Below are 15,977 nucleotides of genomic sequence, written 5' to 3' on the forward strand. Positions count from 1 at the left end.
GACTAGCGGGATCTTGTCTCTGGTAGGCGGAAAATGAGGACCAGGACTCGCAGTACGAGGACTGCGCAGATGACCAGGAGGTTGTAGCCGAAGAGGTGGAACAGGCTCATCGACGGGGTCACCTGCGGGCCGCCCGGAGTACCGAGCAACAGGACCGCCATCAACCCCGCGGTGGCGCCGAGGATCGCGAGCAGGGTCTGGTGGAGCAGGCCGGTGAGGTGCCGGCGGTCCCGCTCGTCCGCGAGCAGGCGCACGTTGAAACCGAGGCGTCCGCTCTCGGCGGCCGCGGCGATCCGGTCGATCCGGCGCGGCAACCGCCGCAGCATCGGCAGCAGGGTGGCCAGTTCCTCGGTCGCCGTCCGGCGCAACGCGTCCGGAGCCAGCCGATCCGTCACATGGGCGGCCGCGAACTGACGCGACGCGGCCACCAGATCGAACCCGGGGGAGATCCGCGAGATCGTGCCCTCCACCGTCGCCAGGGCCCGGAACACCGCTGCCACCTCAGGCGGTACGCCGAGTTCGTGGGTGGTGATGATCTTGAACAGGTCGGTGAACATCGCCGGCCCGAGCGCCACGCCCGCGGTGAGGTGCCGGGTCATGAACTGGCCGACCGCGCGTTCGAGGGCGCGCTCGTCGATCACGTCGGGACGGTAGACGATCTCCAGCAGGGCGTCGGTCGCGGCGACCGGGTCGCCACGGTCGATCGCGAGCAGGAATCGCTGCAAAGCCTCGCGGGTGGCCGGGTCGAGCCTGCCGACCGACCCGAGGTCGAGCATGCCGATCCGGCCGTCGGTCAGCAGCAGGAAGTTGCCGGGATGCGGGTCGGCGTGGAAGACGCCGTCGATCGCGACCTGGCCGAGCAGGCAGTCGAACAGCGCCCGGCCGAGGCGGGCGGCGTCCAGGCCGCGCTCGGCGATCGCATGCGCCGCGCTGCCCAGGCCGATGCCGTCCAGTCGCTGCATGGTCAGCACCCGGCGGGTGGACTGCTGTGGGTACAGCTCGGGCACCACCAGATCATTGCTGGCGGCAACGGAGCGGCCGGCCGCGACAGTGGTCATGTTGCCGGCCTCGATGGTGAAGTCGAGCTCCTCGCGCATCGCGTCGGCGAAGCCGTCGGCCAGCGCCAGGACACCCATCGAGCGGCCCCAGTCGGTGTTCCGCTCGAGCAGCCGGGCGAGCCGGCGGACGATGTCGAGATCCCGGTCGACGACGCCGACGATACCGGGACGCTGGACCTTGACCACCACCCGCGGTCCATCGGGCAGGCGGGCCGTGTACACCTGCGCGACCGAGGCGGCCGCGAGCGGTTCGGTAGCGAAGTCGGCATACAACTCGTGGGGAGGTGCGCCGAGTTCCTCGGTGAGGACTTCCTCGATCAGCGGCCAGGGGGCGGGGGAGACCTGGTCCTGCAGGCGGCTGAGTTCGGTGGCGACCGAGGCGGGGATGATGTCGCTGCGGGTGGACAGGACCTGACCGAGCTTGACGAACGTGACACCTGCCTCATCGAGGGCGAGGCGCAGCGAGCGGGCCAGCTCGGCCTGGCCGGCGGCGTTCTCCCGGCCAGGACGACGGCGGCCGCGCAAGTACGGGCCGAGGCCGTGTTTGATCGCGATCCGGAGGATCTGCAGGTAACGCCGGGTGCGCGCGATCCGGCCGCTCAGGTCCCGGCGGAGATCCCGGGCCCGGGGCAACGATCCGGTCGGTACCAGGGCTTCGGACAACACCAGGAAGACCAGGCCGGCCAGCATCGAGCAGACCGCCGTCAACGCCAGGAACGCGACCGCGGCGGCGTTGGAACCCTCGAAGGGCAGCTTGCCGACCAGTGCGTTGGCGATCGGACTGAAGACCGTGAGCGTGAGCGCGGCCCCCAGGGCCAGCCGGATCAGCCCGAAGCGCACGCCGAGCAGGCGCTGCGAGACAGGCACGAAGATCGCCATGAAGATGGCGATGCTGAACAGCCCGGCCACGACGATGTCCATGATGGGAACAGTAGGGGCTGAGAGGGCTGGGGCGGCTCACCCGGACGGTGGAGTCGCCCCTGGTCCGGACCGCAGAGAGCCCCTGACAGATCGTCAGGGGCTCTTCGCGTGAAGGGATCAGGCCGGGCGGCGGCGGATCTTGTTGCCGAGCCAGACGATCGGGTCGTACTTGCGGTCGGCGACGCGCTCCTTCATCGGGATCAGCGCGTTGTCGGTGATCTTGATGTGCTCGGGGCAGACCTCGGTGCAGCACTTGGTGATGTTGCACATGCCGAGACCGTGCTGCTCCTGCGCGGCCTTCTGCCGGTCGGCCGCGTCCAGCGGGTGCATGTCCAGCTCGGCGATCCGCATCAGGAAGCGCGGACCGGAGAAGGACTCCTTGTTCTCCTCGTGGTCCCGGATCACGTGGCAGGTGTCCTGGCACAGGAAACACTCGATGCACTTGCGGAACTCCTGCGAGCGTTCCACATCGACCTGCTGCATCCGGTAGTCGCCGGCCTTCACATCCGCGGGCGGGGTGAAGGCGGGGATCTCCCGGGCCTTGGCGTAGTTGAACGACACGTCGGTGACGAGGTCCCGCATCACCGGGAAGGTACGCATCGGCGTGACGGTGACGACGTCATCCTCGCCGAAGGTGTTCATCCGGGTCATACAGAGCAGCTTCGGCTTGCCGTTCACCTCCGCGCTGCACGAACCGCACTTGCCGGCCTTGCAGTTCCACCGGACCGCGAGATCCGGCGTCTGCGTCGCCTGCAGACGGTGGATGATGTCGAGTACGACCTCACCCTCGTTCACCTCGACCTCGTAGTCCTTGAGGTCACCACCCTGGTCGTCCCCACGCCAGACCCGGAACTTGCCTTTGTAACTCATCGCTGTCCTCGCTTCGCTCCGGGCACCAACGAGCTACCAGAGGTGCTGTGTTGTTTGATGACCTCGCTCCGCTCGCTCATGATGCCGGCAGCTCCTCCTCGGTCATGTACTTGCTCAGTTCGCTGCGCTCGAACAGTTCCAGCAGGTTGTCGCGCATCGGGATCTGGTCCTTCTTGACCACGTTCACGCTGCCGTCGGCGTTCAGCGAGCAGACCAGCAGCAGCTTGCGCCACTCGGCGTTCATGCCGGGGAAGTCGTCCCGGGTGTGACCGCCGCGCGACTCCTGCCGCTGCAGGGCCGCCTTCGCGACACACTCCGACACCGTCAGCATGTTGCGCAGGTCCAGCGCGAGGTGCCAGCCGGGGTTGAACTGCCGGTGCCCCTCGACCGTCATCTTCGCGATCCGGGCGCGGAAGTCGGCGAGCCGGCCGAGTGCCTGCTCCATCTCCTCTTCCTTGCGGATGATGCCGACCAGGTCGTTCATCGCCTGCTGCAGTTCCTGGTGGATCGTGTACGGATTCTCGCCGCCCTCGAGCTCGAAGGGAGCCAGTGCCTCCGCGGCCGCGGAGTCCACATCGGCCTCGGAGATCTTCGGCCGCTCGGCGCCCAGCGAATCGACGTACAGGGCGGCGGCCATGCCGGCCCGCCGTCCGAAGACGAGCAGGTCGGACAGCGAGTTGCCACCGAGCCTGTTCGACCCGTGCATGCCGCCGGCAACCTCACCGGCCGAGTACAGCCCCGGTACTACGGACTGCGCGGTGTCGGGGTCCACCTCGACACCACCCATCACGTAGTGACAGGTCGGGCCGACCTCCATCGGCTCGGCGGTGATGTCGACATCCGCCAGCTCCAGGAACTGGTGGTGCATCGACGGGAGCCGGCGCTTGATCTCCTCGGCCGGCAGCCGGGAGGACACGTCCAGGAAGACGCCGCCGTGCGGAGTACCGCGGCCCTCCTTCACCTCGGAGTTGATCGCCCGGGCGACCTCGTCGCGCGGCAGCAGCTCCGGGGGACGCCGGTTGTTGTCCGCATCCTTGTACCAGCGGTCGGCCTCGTCCTCGGACTCCGCGTACTGCGCGCGGAACACGTCCGGCACGTAGTCGAACATGAACCGCTTGCCCTCGGAGTTCTTCAGCACGCCACCGTCACCGCGAACCGACTCGGTGACCAGGATGCCCTTCACCGACGGCGGCCAGACCATGCCGGTCGGGTGGAACTGGACGAACTCCATGTTGATCAGGGTCGCGCCGGCCCGCATCGCCAGCGCGTGCCCGTCACCGGTGTACTCCCACGAGTTCGAGGTGACCTTGAAGGATTTGCCGATCCCGCCAGTGGCGAGAATCACAGCCGGTGCGTCGAACAGGATGAACCGGCCGGACTCGCGCCAGTACCCGAAGGCCCCGGAGATCGCATCTCCGTCCTTCATCAACTCGGTCACGGTGCACTCGGCGTAGACCTTGAGGTTGGCCTCGTAGTCACCGGTGGCGGCGAAGTCCTCCTGCTGCAGCGAGACGATCTTCTGCTGCAGGGTGCGGATCAGCTCCAGGCCGGTGCGGTCGCCGACGTGCGCCAGCCGCGGGTAGGTGTGACCGCCGAAGTTCCGCTGGCTGATCCGTCCGTCCGGGGTGCGGTCGAACAGCGCGCCGTACGTCTCCAGCTCCCAGACCCGGTCGGGGGCTTCCTGCGCGTGCAGTTCGGCCATCCGCCAGTTGTTCAGGAACTTGCCGCCGCGCATGGTGTCGACGTAGTGGACCTGCCAGTTGTCGTTCGAGTTCGCGTTGCCCATCGCGGCCGCGCAACCGCCCTCGGCCATCACCGTATGGGCCTTGCCGAACAGGGACTTGCACACGATCGCGGTGCGTTTGCCCTGCTCGCGGGCCTCGATCGCCGCACGCAGACCGGCGCCGCCGGCCCCGATCACGACGACGTCGTAGGAGTGTCGTTCCAGCTCAGTCATAGGGGTACGAGTCCTGTATCAGTTGAAGAAGCGTAGATCGGAGAACCAGCCGGCCGAGACCGCCATGATGTAGGCGTCGGTCAGGATCACGGTGAAGAGCGAGGCCATCGCGAAGGTGCCGTGCTTGGGGTTCAGCTTGGACACGAAGGTCCAGTAGCGGTACCGCAGCGGGTGCTTGGAGAAGTTCTTCAGCCGTCCGCCGACGATGTGCCGGCAGGCGTGGCACGACAACGTGTACAGCCACAACATCACCAGGTTGACCCAGATGATCAACGTGCCCAGGCCGAGGCCGAAGCCGCCGTCCTCGCCGTGGAACGCCTGGACGCCGTCGTAGACGTTCAGCAGGCCGAAGACCAGCGCGCCGTAGAAGAAGTAGCGGTGCAGGTTCAGCGCGATCAGCGGGAACTTCGTCTCACCCGTGTAGGTCTTGTGCGGCTCCGGGACGGCACAGGCCGACGGCGCGAAGAAGAGCGAGCGGTAGCCGGCCTTGCGGTAGTAGTAGCAAGTACCGCGGAAGCCTGCGAGCACCGCGAAGGTGATCAGGCTGAGCGGCAGCCACCGCGGGAAGTCGCCGAACCAGCGGCCCAGGTGACTCGATCCGGGAACGCAGGAGTCGCTGATACAGGGGGAGTACAGCGGAGTGAGGTAATGGTGCTCATCGACCCAGTACCACTTGTTCATGAAGATCCGGACCGTCGCATAGATGACGAAGAAGGCCAGGATCACCCCGATCCGCAGCGGCGCGAGCCACCAGCGGTCGGTGCGCAGTGTTTTCTTCCCGATCTGAGCGCGACCGGGTGCGTCAACTCCAAGAGCCATCAGATGCGGCCTCGCTGCGCTACGGCGGCATCTGACGGCTCAAAGCCGCTGTATTGAATTTCTCGTTCGATTCTCTCACTCATGGGGCGCGCCGGTCCGGTGCTCCGAAGCCTTCGTGCTCCGCGTCTGTCCACATGGACGCGTCATACTCCACGTCGGGAATCTCCTCGAGGTCCTCCGGAACAGGTCCGGGTCTGTGATGCGGGTCGGGAGGGCCGAGCTCGGCCAGGTCGTCACTCAACCTGGCCACGTCGGACACCAGCCGGCGAATGCCGAGGGTGTCACCGTACTCCTGGCTGAGTTTGCCGACTGCCGCGTGCACCGCTTCGAGTGCGCGTTGCACGGATGCCACGGTGCTGCCGTCACCCATACCGACTCCAGTAATGGTTTTGTCGCTGTAAGTATGGCCACACTTTGCCCGCGCGCGGCGCACAACGGAAGACCCCTCCGTACGGCGTGTTCCTGGTAAGGCTTACCTCAGTTGCCGATGGCCGATGAGTGGAGTAAGGGGACGAATCCCGCCTTCAGTACAACGAGATTCGCCGGCGGCGTGAGGACTTCGACCTCCCGCAACCCGGGCGGTCGGACCGGTGTGGCATATCCCTCCCACGACCAGCCGAGCACGTTTCCATCGAGGACGAGTGCCGGGCGGCCGTCGCACCGGATCATCGCGCCGTCAGGGAGTTCGGCGAGCTCGGCGATCGTGGTCCGTTGGCGCCGGGTGCGTGGTTCGACCCGCTCGAGGTGGAGCTGCGCGTCCATCGCGACTGCCCGGGGCCGTTCCGGCAGACCGCGGCCACGGGCCCACGCACTGGCGTACAGGAGGTAGTCGCGGCGGCGGCAGTAGGCACACGGTCGATGGCCGGCGGCGAGCGCCACGGCCTCGTCGAAGAAGAACAGCGCCGTCCACCGCCCGGGCGGCATCGGATCGCGGCGCACGCCCTTGTAGTCGAGCAGGCAGCAGATCCACGCCTTCGACCGCCAGCGAGCGCTGCCCAGCCGCCGATCCGGGCCGTGCAGGGAGCCGCGATTGCCCATCAGCAGGCCGCGGCCGGACTCGGCCACGATCTCCTGGGTGGGCAGCACCCTGTTCTGTAACGCCACGCTGCATATCCTGCCTGCCGTCACGGACAGTTCCGGGTCGTTATTCTCTGTCCGTGACTGACAGGCAGGTGGTCGTCGGGGTGGCCGTGGTCCGGGACGGCAAGGTCCTGGCCGCGCTCCGCAGTGGCGACCAGGGCGGCTGGGAGTTCCCGGGTGGCAAGGTGGAGCCCGGGGAGAGCGAGCAGGCGGCCGGCGCACGCGAACTGGCGGAGGAACTCGGCCTGCGGGTGCGGATCGGGCCGGTTCTGGGCTCAGGGCAACCGATCGGCGAGCGCTACCTACTCAGGGTGTATGTCGCGCAACTCACCGCAGGCGAGCCGGTGCTGCGCGAACACACCGAGATCCGCTGGGTCGGCGCCGAGGAGCTGGATCAGCTCGCCTGGCTGGAACCGGACAGACCTTTCGTGCACCGGTTGCGTGAGTTGCTTGCCGACGGCGAGGCGATCAGTCACGATTCAGCGACGAGCGGCCCCGCCCCATAGCGTCCACACTGCGAGATACGTAGGGTTCCGGCAACTCGGCAATCCGGGGTGGCCGCCGATTGAATCAACTGGGAAGGACGGGCGACAGCAATGACGCTGGGGGTATCGGAGGCCCAGTCTCCAGAGGGCGGCGGGCTGCCGGCTGATCATCTCGCCGACACCGCCGAGGCCAAGCAGATCGAAGGGCGTTCTCTCGGTCAGATCGCCCTGGCCCGGCTGAAGAAGGACAAGATCGCGATCATCAGCGCGCTCCTGATCCTGCTCATCGTCGCGGTGGCGATCTTCGCCCCGCTGATCGTGAAGCTGAACGGCTTCCCGCCGGACCAGTTCAACAAGACAGACTCGGACGGTAACCCGTTGCTGAACACCCGTGACGGAGGGATCCCGATCGGTGGCCTGTGGGGCAGCGGCACGAGCAGCGAGCACTGGCTCGGTGTCGAGCCGCAGAACGGCCGGGACGTGTTCTCCCGGCTGGTCTACGGCACCCGGGTCTCGCTGCTGGTAGCGCTCGGCGGCACGGTGATCGCGATCGTCATCGGCACTGTGGTCGGGATGGTCTCGGGCTACTTCCGCGGCTGGGTCGACACGCTGCTGAGCCGGCTGATGGACATCATGCTGAGCTTCCCGACGCTGCTGTTCGTGATGGCGCTCACCCCGGTGATCGCCAGCCGCGGCCAGGACCTGTTCGGCATCCCGGACGACAACGCGCTGCGGATGGGCGTGCTGATGTTCGTCCTCGGCTTCTTCGGCTGGGCGTATCTGGCCCGGATCGTCCGCGGCCAGGTTCTGTCCCTACGGGAGCGGGAGTTCGTCGAGGCGGCCCGATCGCTCGGCGCCGGCCCGATCTATGTGATCTTCCGGCAGATCCTGCCGAACCTGATCCCGACTCTGCTGGTCTATACGACCCTGCTGATCCCGGGCAACATCACCGCGGAGGCCGCGCTGTCCTTCCTGGGCGTCGGGATCAAGGAGCCCACCGCGTCGTGGGGCCGGATGATCGCCGACGCGTCGGACTGGATCGAGTCCAACCCGCTCTACCTGTTCTTCCCGGGCCTGGCGCTGTTCATCACCGTGCTCGCGTTCAACCTGCTGGGCGACTCGGTACGCGACGCCCTCGACCCGCGGGCCGGGAGGAGCTGACCAATGGGCCGTTATCTGATCCGCCGGCTGCTGCAGACCATCGTCATCCTGTGGGTGATCAGCGCTATCACCTTCTTCCTGTTCTGGGTCACCCCGGCGAACCCGGCGCTGCTGATCTGCGGCAAGAACTGCAACACCGAGACGATCGCCACGGTCAACGCCACCTATGGCTTCGACGACCCGCTGATCGTCCAGTACGGCACCTACATGAAGGGCCTGGTCAACCCCGGCGGCCGGACGATCGGCTCCGAGGGCAGCGAGCGCGAGTGCGCCTGGCCGTGCTTCGGTGAGTCGTACCAGAACGGCGTACCGGTCTGGGACTCGATCTCCGACGCGTTCCCGGCGACCCTCTGGCTCGCCACCGGCGCCGCCGTCATCTGGCTGTTCTTCGGGGTGATGCTCGGGCTGCTGGCCGCCTTGCGCAAGGGCAAGTGGCTGGACAAACTCAGCGTCGGGGTCGCGTTGTTCGGCGTCTCGTTCCCGACCATCGTGTTCGGCTACCTGTTGCTGTTCCTCTTCATCGTCAAGCTGAAATGGATACCGTTCCCCGATACGGCCAACGCGGCCTTGTTCGACGTGGGTCCGGCGAAATGGCTGCAGTTCTACATCCTGCCGTGGATCACCTTGGCGCTGGTCTACGCGGCCCTCTACACGAGGCTCACCCGGGCCAACATGATCGACACGATGAACGAGGACTACATCCGCACCGCCCGGGCCAAGGGGCTCAGTGAACGCACAGTGGTGTTCAAGCACGGACTGCGCTCCGCGCTGACCCCGATCGTGACCATCTTCGGGCTCGACCTCGGCGGCCTGCTGGGCGGCGCGGTCATCACCGAACAGGTCTTCAGCATCACCGGGCTGGGCAAGTTCTCGATCGACTCGGTGCTCGGCAACGACCTGCCGGCGATCATGGGCGTCGTCCTGTTCGCGGCGATCTTCGTCGTGGTCGCGAACGTCGTCGTCGACATCCTGTACGCCTTCATCGACCCGCGCGTGCGGTTGTCGTGATTCGACGAGGAGACCAGTGACCGAGTCAGTGACAACGACGGAGGCGCCCGCCCGGGAGACCGGCCGGCCGTTCCTGGAGTTGAAGGACCTGCAGGTGCATTTCCCGACCGACGACGGGATGGTGAAGGCCGTCAACGGCCTGAGCTTCACCCTCGAACGCGGTAAGACCCTGGGCATCGTCGGCGAGTCCGGTTCCGGCAAGAGCGTGTCCAGCCTGGCGATCATGGGCCTGCACAAGGGCAGCCGGGCCAAGGTCACCGGTGAGATCTGGCTGGACGGCGCCGAACTGGTCTCGATGTCGGTACCGGAGATCCGCCGGCTGCGCGGCCAGCAGGTGGCGATGATCTTCCAGGACCCGCTGTCGGCGATGCACCCGTTCTACCGGGTCGGCGACCAGCTGACCGAGGCGTACCTGGTGCACAACGACGTGTCGAAGGCGGTGGCCAAGAGGCGCGCCATCGATCTGCTCGAGCGGGTCGGCATCCCGTCGCCGAACAAGCGGTTCGAGGACTACCCGCACCAGTTCTCCGGCGGTATGCGGCAGCGCGCGATGATCGCGATGGCGCTGATGTGCGACCCGGCCCTGCTGATCGCGGACGAGCCGACCACGGCCCTGGACGTGACCGTGCAGGCCCAGATCCTCGACCTGATGATGGATCTGCAGAAGGAGTTCAACTCCGCGATCATCATCATCACCCACGACCTCGGCGTGGTCGCCCAGATGACCCAGGACGTGGTCGTGATGTACGGCGGCCGGGTGGTCGAGGCCGGCAAGGTCCGGGACATCTTCTACCGGCCGGAGATGCCGTACACCTGGGGACTGCTCGGCTCGATCCCGCGGGTGAACCGCGGCGGCGACCACCGGCTCAAGTCGATCCGGGGCACACCGCCGTCGCTGATCAACCTGCCCAAGGGCTGCCCGTTCCAGCCGCGCTGCGACTACCAGCAGTACGTCGAGGGGCACTCGTGCACCGGCGAGCTGCCCGAGCTGCTGCAGATCGACGCGGACGGGCATCGGGTTCGGTGCCACATCGAGCCCGAGCAGCGCAAGCGGTTGTTCACCGAGCAGATCAAGCCGGCCCTGTGATGGCGGCACCGAAGCACGAGGAGCGATCGTGAGTACGTCGACGTCGGTCGAGCAGGCCGCCACCGGGCAGCCCGAGCGAGGTGAGTTGCTGCTCGAGGTCCAGGGGCTGCAGCGCTACTTCCCGGTCACCCGCGGCATCATCTTCCAGCGTCAGACCGGGGCCGTGAAGGCGGTCGACGGCATCGACCTGACCATCGCCACCGGTGAGACGCTCGGCGTCGTCGGCGAGTCGGGCTGCGGGAAGACGACCACCGGCCGGCTGGTGACCAGGCTGGACGAGCCCACCGGCGGGACGATCCGGTTCGAGGGGTCGGACATCACCCACCTGAGCCGGGCCAGGATGCGGCCGTACCGGCGCGAGATCCAGATGATCTTCCAGGACCCGTTCTCGTCGCTGAACCCGCGCCAGACGGTCGGCACCATCATCGGGGCACCGTTCGACATCCAGAAGGTGAAGACCGACACCAGCACCAAGAAGGCCGTCCAGACGCTGATGGAGCGGGTCGGGCTGAACCCCGAGCACTACAACCGGTACCCGCACGAGTTCTCCGGCGGTCAGCGGCAGCGGATCGGGGTCGCCCGGGCACTGGCCCTGCGGCCGAAGCTGATCGTCTGCGACGAGCCGGTGTCGGCGCTCGACGTCTCCATCCAGGCGCAGATCGTGAATCTGCTGGAGGACCTGCAGGACGAGTTCGACCTCGCGTACCTGTTCATCGCCCACGACCTGTCGGTGATCCGGCACATCTCGGACCGGGTCGCGGTGATGTACCTCGGCAAGGTGGTCGAGACCGCCGACCGGGACGAGCTGTACAACCATGCCCGGCACCCGTACACGCACGCGCTGCTGTCCGCGGTCCCCGAGGCCGATCCGGACGCGACCGCGAACCGTGAACGGATCCGGCTGACCGGCGACGTGCCGAGCCCACTGAACCCGCCGTCCGGATGCCGATTCCGGACGCGGTGCTGGAAGGCGCAGGACATCTGCGCCGAGCAGGAACCGCCGCTCCTCCAGATCGGGGCTCCCGGCCACAAGGCCGCGTGTCACTTCCCCGAGGAACGGGATGTGATCTGACCGTAACGGAACGTACCCGCAAGGTCTAGCGACGGCATGGAAGCGGTCACGGTTTGATCAAGGGGGCTGACGCGCATTGCGTCGGCTTGTGAATACGTGAGTTGATGACCGCCAAATGACGGAGATTCAACCTTTACAGGCCGCCGTGATCCGGCGTTCGAACGTCATGAAAAAGGAAGGGATACTGGCTATGAAGCACGCCAAACGAGTCGGACAGGTAATTGCGGCAGGTCTCGCACTGACCCTGACGGCAACTGCATGCGGCGGAGACGACGATGCAGCCTCGCCGACCGACCAGGCTACGGCCGGGGCCAAGGGGGGCACCGTCACCGTCTACCACGAGAACGACGTGGAGCACCTGGACCCGCAACGCAACTTCGTCACCGACTCGGGCATGATCGGCAAGCTGATCACCCGGACGCTGACGGACTACCGCTACGACGCCAAGGCGAAGAAGATCGTCCTGGAGAACGACCTGGCGGCGAGCTATGAGTCGACCCCCGACTTCAAGACCTGGACCTTCAAGCTGAAGGACGGGCTGAAGTACGAGGACGGCACCGCGATCACGGCCGCCGACATCAAGTACGGCGCCGAGCGGTCCTTCTCCGCCGACATGCAAGAGGGTGCGCCCTACGCGCACGAGTACCTCGACTGTGCCGGCTACAAAGGCCCGTACGTCGCCGGCAACAACGGCGGCAAGGGCTGCACCGCGATCGAGGTGCCGGACGAGAAGACCATCGTCTTCAAGCTGAACCGTCCGGTCCCGACCTTCGAGGGCACCGCGAGCATGAAGATCTGGTCGCCGGTGCCGAAGGCCAAGGACACCAAGACCCAGTACGACAACCACCCGGTCGCCACGGGCCCGTACAAGATCGAGTCCTACACCCGTAAGAAGCAGCTCGTGCTGGTTCGCAACGAGAACTGGGACGCGAAGACCGACCCGCTGCGCACCGCGCTGCCGGACAAGTTCATCTTCAAGTTCGGCGACGCCCCGGCGACCGTCGACCAGCGTCTGTTCGCCGACGGCACCGCAGACCAGAGCTCGGTGAGCTTCGGGGGCGTCCAGCCGGAGAACATCGCGAAGACGAACCAGGCGAACGTCAAGGACCGGGTGATCGAGTCCACTGACGTCTGCCGTCGTTACATCGCCTTCAACGAGCAGAAGCCGCTGCTGAAGAACCAGAAGCTCCGCGAGGCGCTGTACGTCGGTCTGGACCGGACCAGCTACCGCGACGGACGAGGTGGCGAGCGGCTCTCCGCGGTCGTCGACTCGATCATTCCGGAGGACCTGGACGGCTACAAGCCGGAGGAGACCTTCAAGGTTCCGCCGGAGGGCGACCCGGTGAAGGCCAAGCAACTGCTGACCGAGGCCGGTTACAAGGGCGAGAAGCTCGTCCTGGGTACCTCCGACGCAGGTCTGGCCGTGAAGGCTGCTGAGGCCGCGCAAGCGTCCTGGAAGTCCATCGGCGTCAACGTCGATATCCAGAAGATCCCGGGCGACAACTACTACTCGACCCAGCAGCAGGACTCGTCGGCTACTGATCTGATCACTGCCGGCTGGTGCTACGACTGGGCGACGCTGGCGACCGTCGTGCCGCCGGTGTTCGGGCCGGACACCACCGCCCCGAACAAGCCCGCGCAGAACAACTACGGTCGTAACACCGTCGGCTGGGACAAGATGGCCGAGCTCGAGAAGGAGACCGACAAGGCCAAGCTGACCACGGGTCTCTCGGACCTCTACACCGAGATCATGAAGACGGTGCCGCTGGTGCCGATCGTCAAGGACCTCAACGTGTACGTCGTGGGCTCCAACGTCGACAACCCGGTCGCCGACCCCAACACGGGTGGTCTGCCGGACCTGACCCAGATCGGTCTGAAGAAGGCCAACTGAGTCAGTCGTAACACCGACTGAAGATTGACGAGTCGGGGTGGTACCGGGTTCGCCCGGTGCCACCCCGCCTTTTGTTTCAGGCTTTCAGGCTGAGCCGAGCAGCGTGCGGAGCTCGGCGGCACCGTGGGCGTTGTGCTGCTCGCGGATGGACAGCGCGAGCCGCCACTCTCTACGGGCCTCGGGCAACAATCCCTGGGCCTTGCGGATCTCGCCGAGGTTCTTGCGGATGTCCGCCTCGCACAGCCAGTCGCCGTACTGGCCCGCGATGGCGAGGCCTTCGCTCTGGTAGACGACTGCTTGGTCATAGCGGCCTTGCGCCAGGCAGAGCTTCCCCAGCTCGCTCAGCACCTCCGCCTGCTGTATCGCGGCTCCTGCCTTGCGGTACAGCTCCAGGCTGTCGTGCAGAACATCGCTTGCCCGCTGTAGTGGAGGCACAGCCTGCTCGTGCTGGCCTAGCTCGGCGTGTGCAGCGCCGAGGTCATGCAGTACCAGTCCCTCGGCTACAAGGTCCGGTCCGCTCGTGACGAGACGTAGTACGGCCTCGTTGGCCTGCAGGCACTCGAGCCAGGCTCGCCGGACCGTGTAGTACGCGTTCAGACCGAGAGCGAGCTGTACTGCGAGCTCTGGCTGTTCCGCGACCGCCTGCTGGATCGTCGGAATCAGGTTGGGGCGCTCACTGTCGAGCCACGCCATGACGTCGTCCTGGCCGGGGAGATCGTCGACGCCTTCCAGCCATTCCTTGTCGAGCCACCGCCCCCGGGTCATCCCGTGGCCGACGTACTCGCTGGCCTTCCACGCCACGGCGGAGCTCCGCCTGACCCATCGAGTGGTAGCCGCGAGCCGGTCTGCCTCGGTCAGGACCTGTTCGGCGAACTCGCGCGCAGCCACCCGGACCAGGTCGTGCAGCAGGTACCGGCCCGGCCCGGGCGTCGTCAGCAGATGGACGTCGACGAGCCTCTCCAGCACCCTGACAGCCTCGGGCTCGGGACTGCCGGACAGAGCAGCCGCCAACGGTGACGTGAGCTCCAGGCAGTCCGTCACTCCGAGCAAAGCGAACATCGAGACCGCCTGCGCGTCGACCGGGTCGTCGCTGCCGGCCAGTTGCTCGATGGATAGCACCAGGGTCGCCCGTACGCCGGAGTCGTCGAGCTGTAGTTCGTCCAGCCGGCGGCGGCCGTCGGCGAGACGATCCGCGAGGTGCGCGACCGGCCAGCTCGGGCGCGACGCCAACCGGGCACCAGCCATCCGGATCGCCAGCGGCAGACCACCGCATTGCCGGACCACCTCGGCGCACTCGGCCTCTGGGGCATCTGGCCGGCCTGAGATCTGCCGAAGCATCTCGATCGACTCATGCAGAGGTGGTTCGCCCAGGTGGAACTGACGCCCGCCCAGCGTGGCCATGCTGCGGCGGCTCGTCACCAGGACGGCGCAGCCCCCTGTGCCCGGTAGGAGCTGCTGGACCTGCTCGTGGTTGGACGCGTTGTCCAGAAGGAGAACCAGTCGCTTCGCGGCGAGCGCAGTACGGAGCCTGGCGGCCGCTGTGGGCAGGTCGGCCGGCGGGGTCTCGCCGAGATCCTCCAGGAGATAGGTGAGGGCGTCCAGAGGTTCCAGGGGCGGTCCGAGTCCGAAGCCGCGCAGGTCCAGGTAGAGCTGGCCGTCCGGGAAGCAGTCGGCGACCTGGTGTGCCACATGGAGGGCCAGCGTGGTCTTGCCGATGCCCCCCATGCCGGTGATGGAGGTGACGCTCACGCCGCGGGCGCTGGTCAGGTGCTTGCTGAGCTCGTCGAGTTCCTGGACCCGGCCGGTGAAGTCCCCGCTCGTGAAGGGCAGTTGCCGGGGTGAGGCGGCTGCCGCAGGCGCGGCATCGGGCTGTTTCTTGGCAATGCTGGTCCGGCCCCGGCGGGATCCGGCTGCCTGGAGAGCCGCCCGCTGGTCCTCGCCCAGGTGGAGGGCGTCCGCCAGGGCGCTGACGGTACTCACCTGGGGGTAACGCCGGGTGCCGCGCTCGAGCGTGCTGATGGCCTGCACGCTGACTCCGGCCAGCGCCGCCAGCTCGTTCTGGGTCAGGCCGGCGGCCACTCGATGCCGCCGCAGCAGCGCCGCGAACTGCGACTCCACTCCGTCACCCCCGCGATCGCCACATTTGTATGGGTGAACTGTATGGGTTGTACCTGGTGACCCGGACTGACCCGGCAGCAGAATTGCATCTGCTCGGCAACTGGGGAGGAGAAGCGTATGTCGGTGTACCAGGCTGTCCCTGCGGTTCGGATGGAGGATTTCGCGCCGGAGGTCGTCTGTGAGATCTACGAACTGAGTTCGCGGCGACGCGCTCCGGTCGCGGCGCGGGAGCTGACCAATCGGCAGGTGCTGATCGGCCGGCTGATGGCCACCGGGGCGAAGGATGCCGCGATCGCGCGCCAGCTGGGGCTGTCACTGCGGACGGTGCGGGCCGAGATCAGTGCTCTGGTCGAGGGACTCGGGGCCCGGTCACGCTTCCAGGCCGGCTGCCTGCTGGTGCGCCGCTTCGGCTGATTCCTGCTCGGTTTCCTGTCCGTGGGCCGACGTAGG

The 15,977-nt window shown here is 66.9% G+C and carries 14 protein-coding genes; 7 read left to right on the plus strand and 7 right to left on the minus strand.

Annotated elements, in window-relative coordinates:
* Positions 1-2 precede the first annotated feature (2 nt).
* The 6 genes from VFG33_RS38915 to VFG33_RS38940 all read right to left on the minus strand — a co-directional run bounded on the left by VFG33_RS38915 (position 3) and on the right by VFG33_RS38940 (position 6,729).
* Positions 3-1,979, minus strand: coding sequence for an ABC1 kinase family protein (locus tag VFG33_RS38915; RefSeq protein WP_325058055.1), 1,977 nt, complete (start codon positions 1,977-1,979; stop codon positions 3-5).
* A gap of 117 nt (positions 1,980-2,096) precedes the next feature.
* Positions 2,097-2,849, minus strand: coding sequence for a succinate dehydrogenase/fumarate reductase iron-sulfur subunit (locus tag VFG33_RS38920; RefSeq protein ID WP_325058056.1), 753 nt, complete (start codon positions 2,847-2,849; stop codon positions 2,097-2,099).
* A 76-nt stretch (positions 2,850-2,925) separates the two neighbouring features.
* Positions 2,926-4,806 carry a fumarate reductase/succinate dehydrogenase flavoprotein subunit gene (locus tag VFG33_RS38925; RefSeq protein ID WP_325058057.1) on the minus strand — a complete coding sequence of 627 codons (1,881 nt, stop codon included), beginning with the start codon at positions 4,804-4,806 and terminating at the stop codon, positions 2,926-2,928.
* 18 nt (positions 4,807-4,824) lie between these two features.
* Positions 4,825-5,625, minus strand: coding sequence for a succinate dehydrogenase subunit SdhC (gene sdhC, locus VFG33_RS38930; protein ID WP_325058058.1), 801 nt, complete (start codon positions 5,623-5,625; stop codon positions 4,825-4,827).
* 79 nt (positions 5,626-5,704) lie between these two features.
* On the minus strand, positions 5,705-5,995 hold the full coding sequence (locus VFG33_RS38935; protein ID WP_325058059.1) for an Rv0250c family protein: 291 nt from the start codon (positions 5,993-5,995) through the stop codon (positions 5,705-5,707).
* Positions 5,996-6,102: 107 nt separating this feature from the next.
* A complete protein-coding gene (locus VFG33_RS38940) occupies positions 6,103-6,729 on the minus strand; it encodes a hypothetical protein (protein WP_325058060.1) in 627 nt (208 codons plus the stop codon).
* 53 nt (positions 6,730-6,782) lie between these two features.
* On the opposite strand from VFG33_RS38940, the gene VFG33_RS38945 reads away from it, so the two are divergent.
* The 6 genes from VFG33_RS38945 to VFG33_RS38970 all read left to right on the plus strand — a co-directional run bounded on the left by VFG33_RS38945 (position 6,783) and on the right by VFG33_RS38970 (position 13,409).
* On the plus strand, positions 6,783-7,211 hold the full coding sequence (locus VFG33_RS38945; RefSeq protein ID WP_325058061.1) for a (deoxy)nucleoside triphosphate pyrophosphohydrolase: 429 nt from the start codon (positions 6,783-6,785) through the stop codon (positions 7,209-7,211).
* A 90-nt stretch (positions 7,212-7,301) separates the two neighbouring features.
* Positions 7,302-8,351 (plus strand): ABC transporter permease, encoded by a 1,050-nt coding sequence (locus VFG33_RS38950; protein WP_325058062.1) that lies wholly within the window; start codon positions 7,302-7,304, stop codon positions 8,349-8,351.
* A 3-nt stretch (positions 8,352-8,354) separates the two neighbouring features.
* Entirely contained in the window at positions 8,355-9,359 is a 1,005-nt protein-coding gene (locus VFG33_RS38955; protein ID WP_325058063.1) for an ABC transporter permease, read from the plus strand.
* Positions 9,360-9,375: 16 nt separating this feature from the next.
* Complete coding sequence (locus tag VFG33_RS38960; RefSeq protein WP_325058064.1) at positions 9,376-10,446, plus strand: ABC transporter ATP-binding protein; 1,071 nt, start codon at positions 9,376-9,378, stop codon at positions 10,444-10,446.
* A gap of 28 nt (positions 10,447-10,474) precedes the next feature.
* Positions 10,475-11,518 (plus strand): ABC transporter ATP-binding protein, encoded by a 1,044-nt coding sequence (locus VFG33_RS38965; RefSeq protein WP_325058065.1) that lies wholly within the window; start codon positions 10,475-10,477, stop codon positions 11,516-11,518.
* 190 nt (positions 11,519-11,708) lie between these two features.
* A complete protein-coding gene (locus tag VFG33_RS38970; RefSeq protein WP_325058066.1) occupies positions 11,709-13,409 on the plus strand; it encodes an ABC transporter substrate-binding protein in 1,701 nt (566 codons plus the stop codon).
* A gap of 84 nt (positions 13,410-13,493) precedes the next feature.
* Here the strand turns inward: VFG33_RS38970 and VFG33_RS38975 are convergent, their stop codons facing one another.
* Positions 13,494-15,527 carry a helix-turn-helix domain-containing protein gene (locus VFG33_RS38975; RefSeq protein ID WP_325058067.1) on the minus strand — a complete coding sequence of 678 codons (2,034 nt, stop codon included), beginning with the start codon at positions 15,525-15,527 and terminating at the stop codon, positions 13,494-13,496.
* A gap of 117 nt (positions 15,528-15,644) precedes the next feature.
* On the opposite strand from VFG33_RS38975, the gene VFG33_RS38980 reads away from it, so the two are divergent.
* On the plus strand, positions 15,645-15,941 hold the full coding sequence (locus tag VFG33_RS38980) for a response regulator transcription factor (protein ID WP_325058068.1): 297 nt from the start codon (positions 15,645-15,647) through the stop codon (positions 15,939-15,941).
* The last annotated feature ends 36 nt before the right edge of the window (positions 15,942-15,977 follow it).

The organism is Kribbella sp. (genome assembly GCF_035687465.1).
Taxonomy (GTDB): domain Bacteria; phylum Actinomycetota; class Actinomycetes; order Propionibacteriales; family Kribbellaceae; genus Kribbella.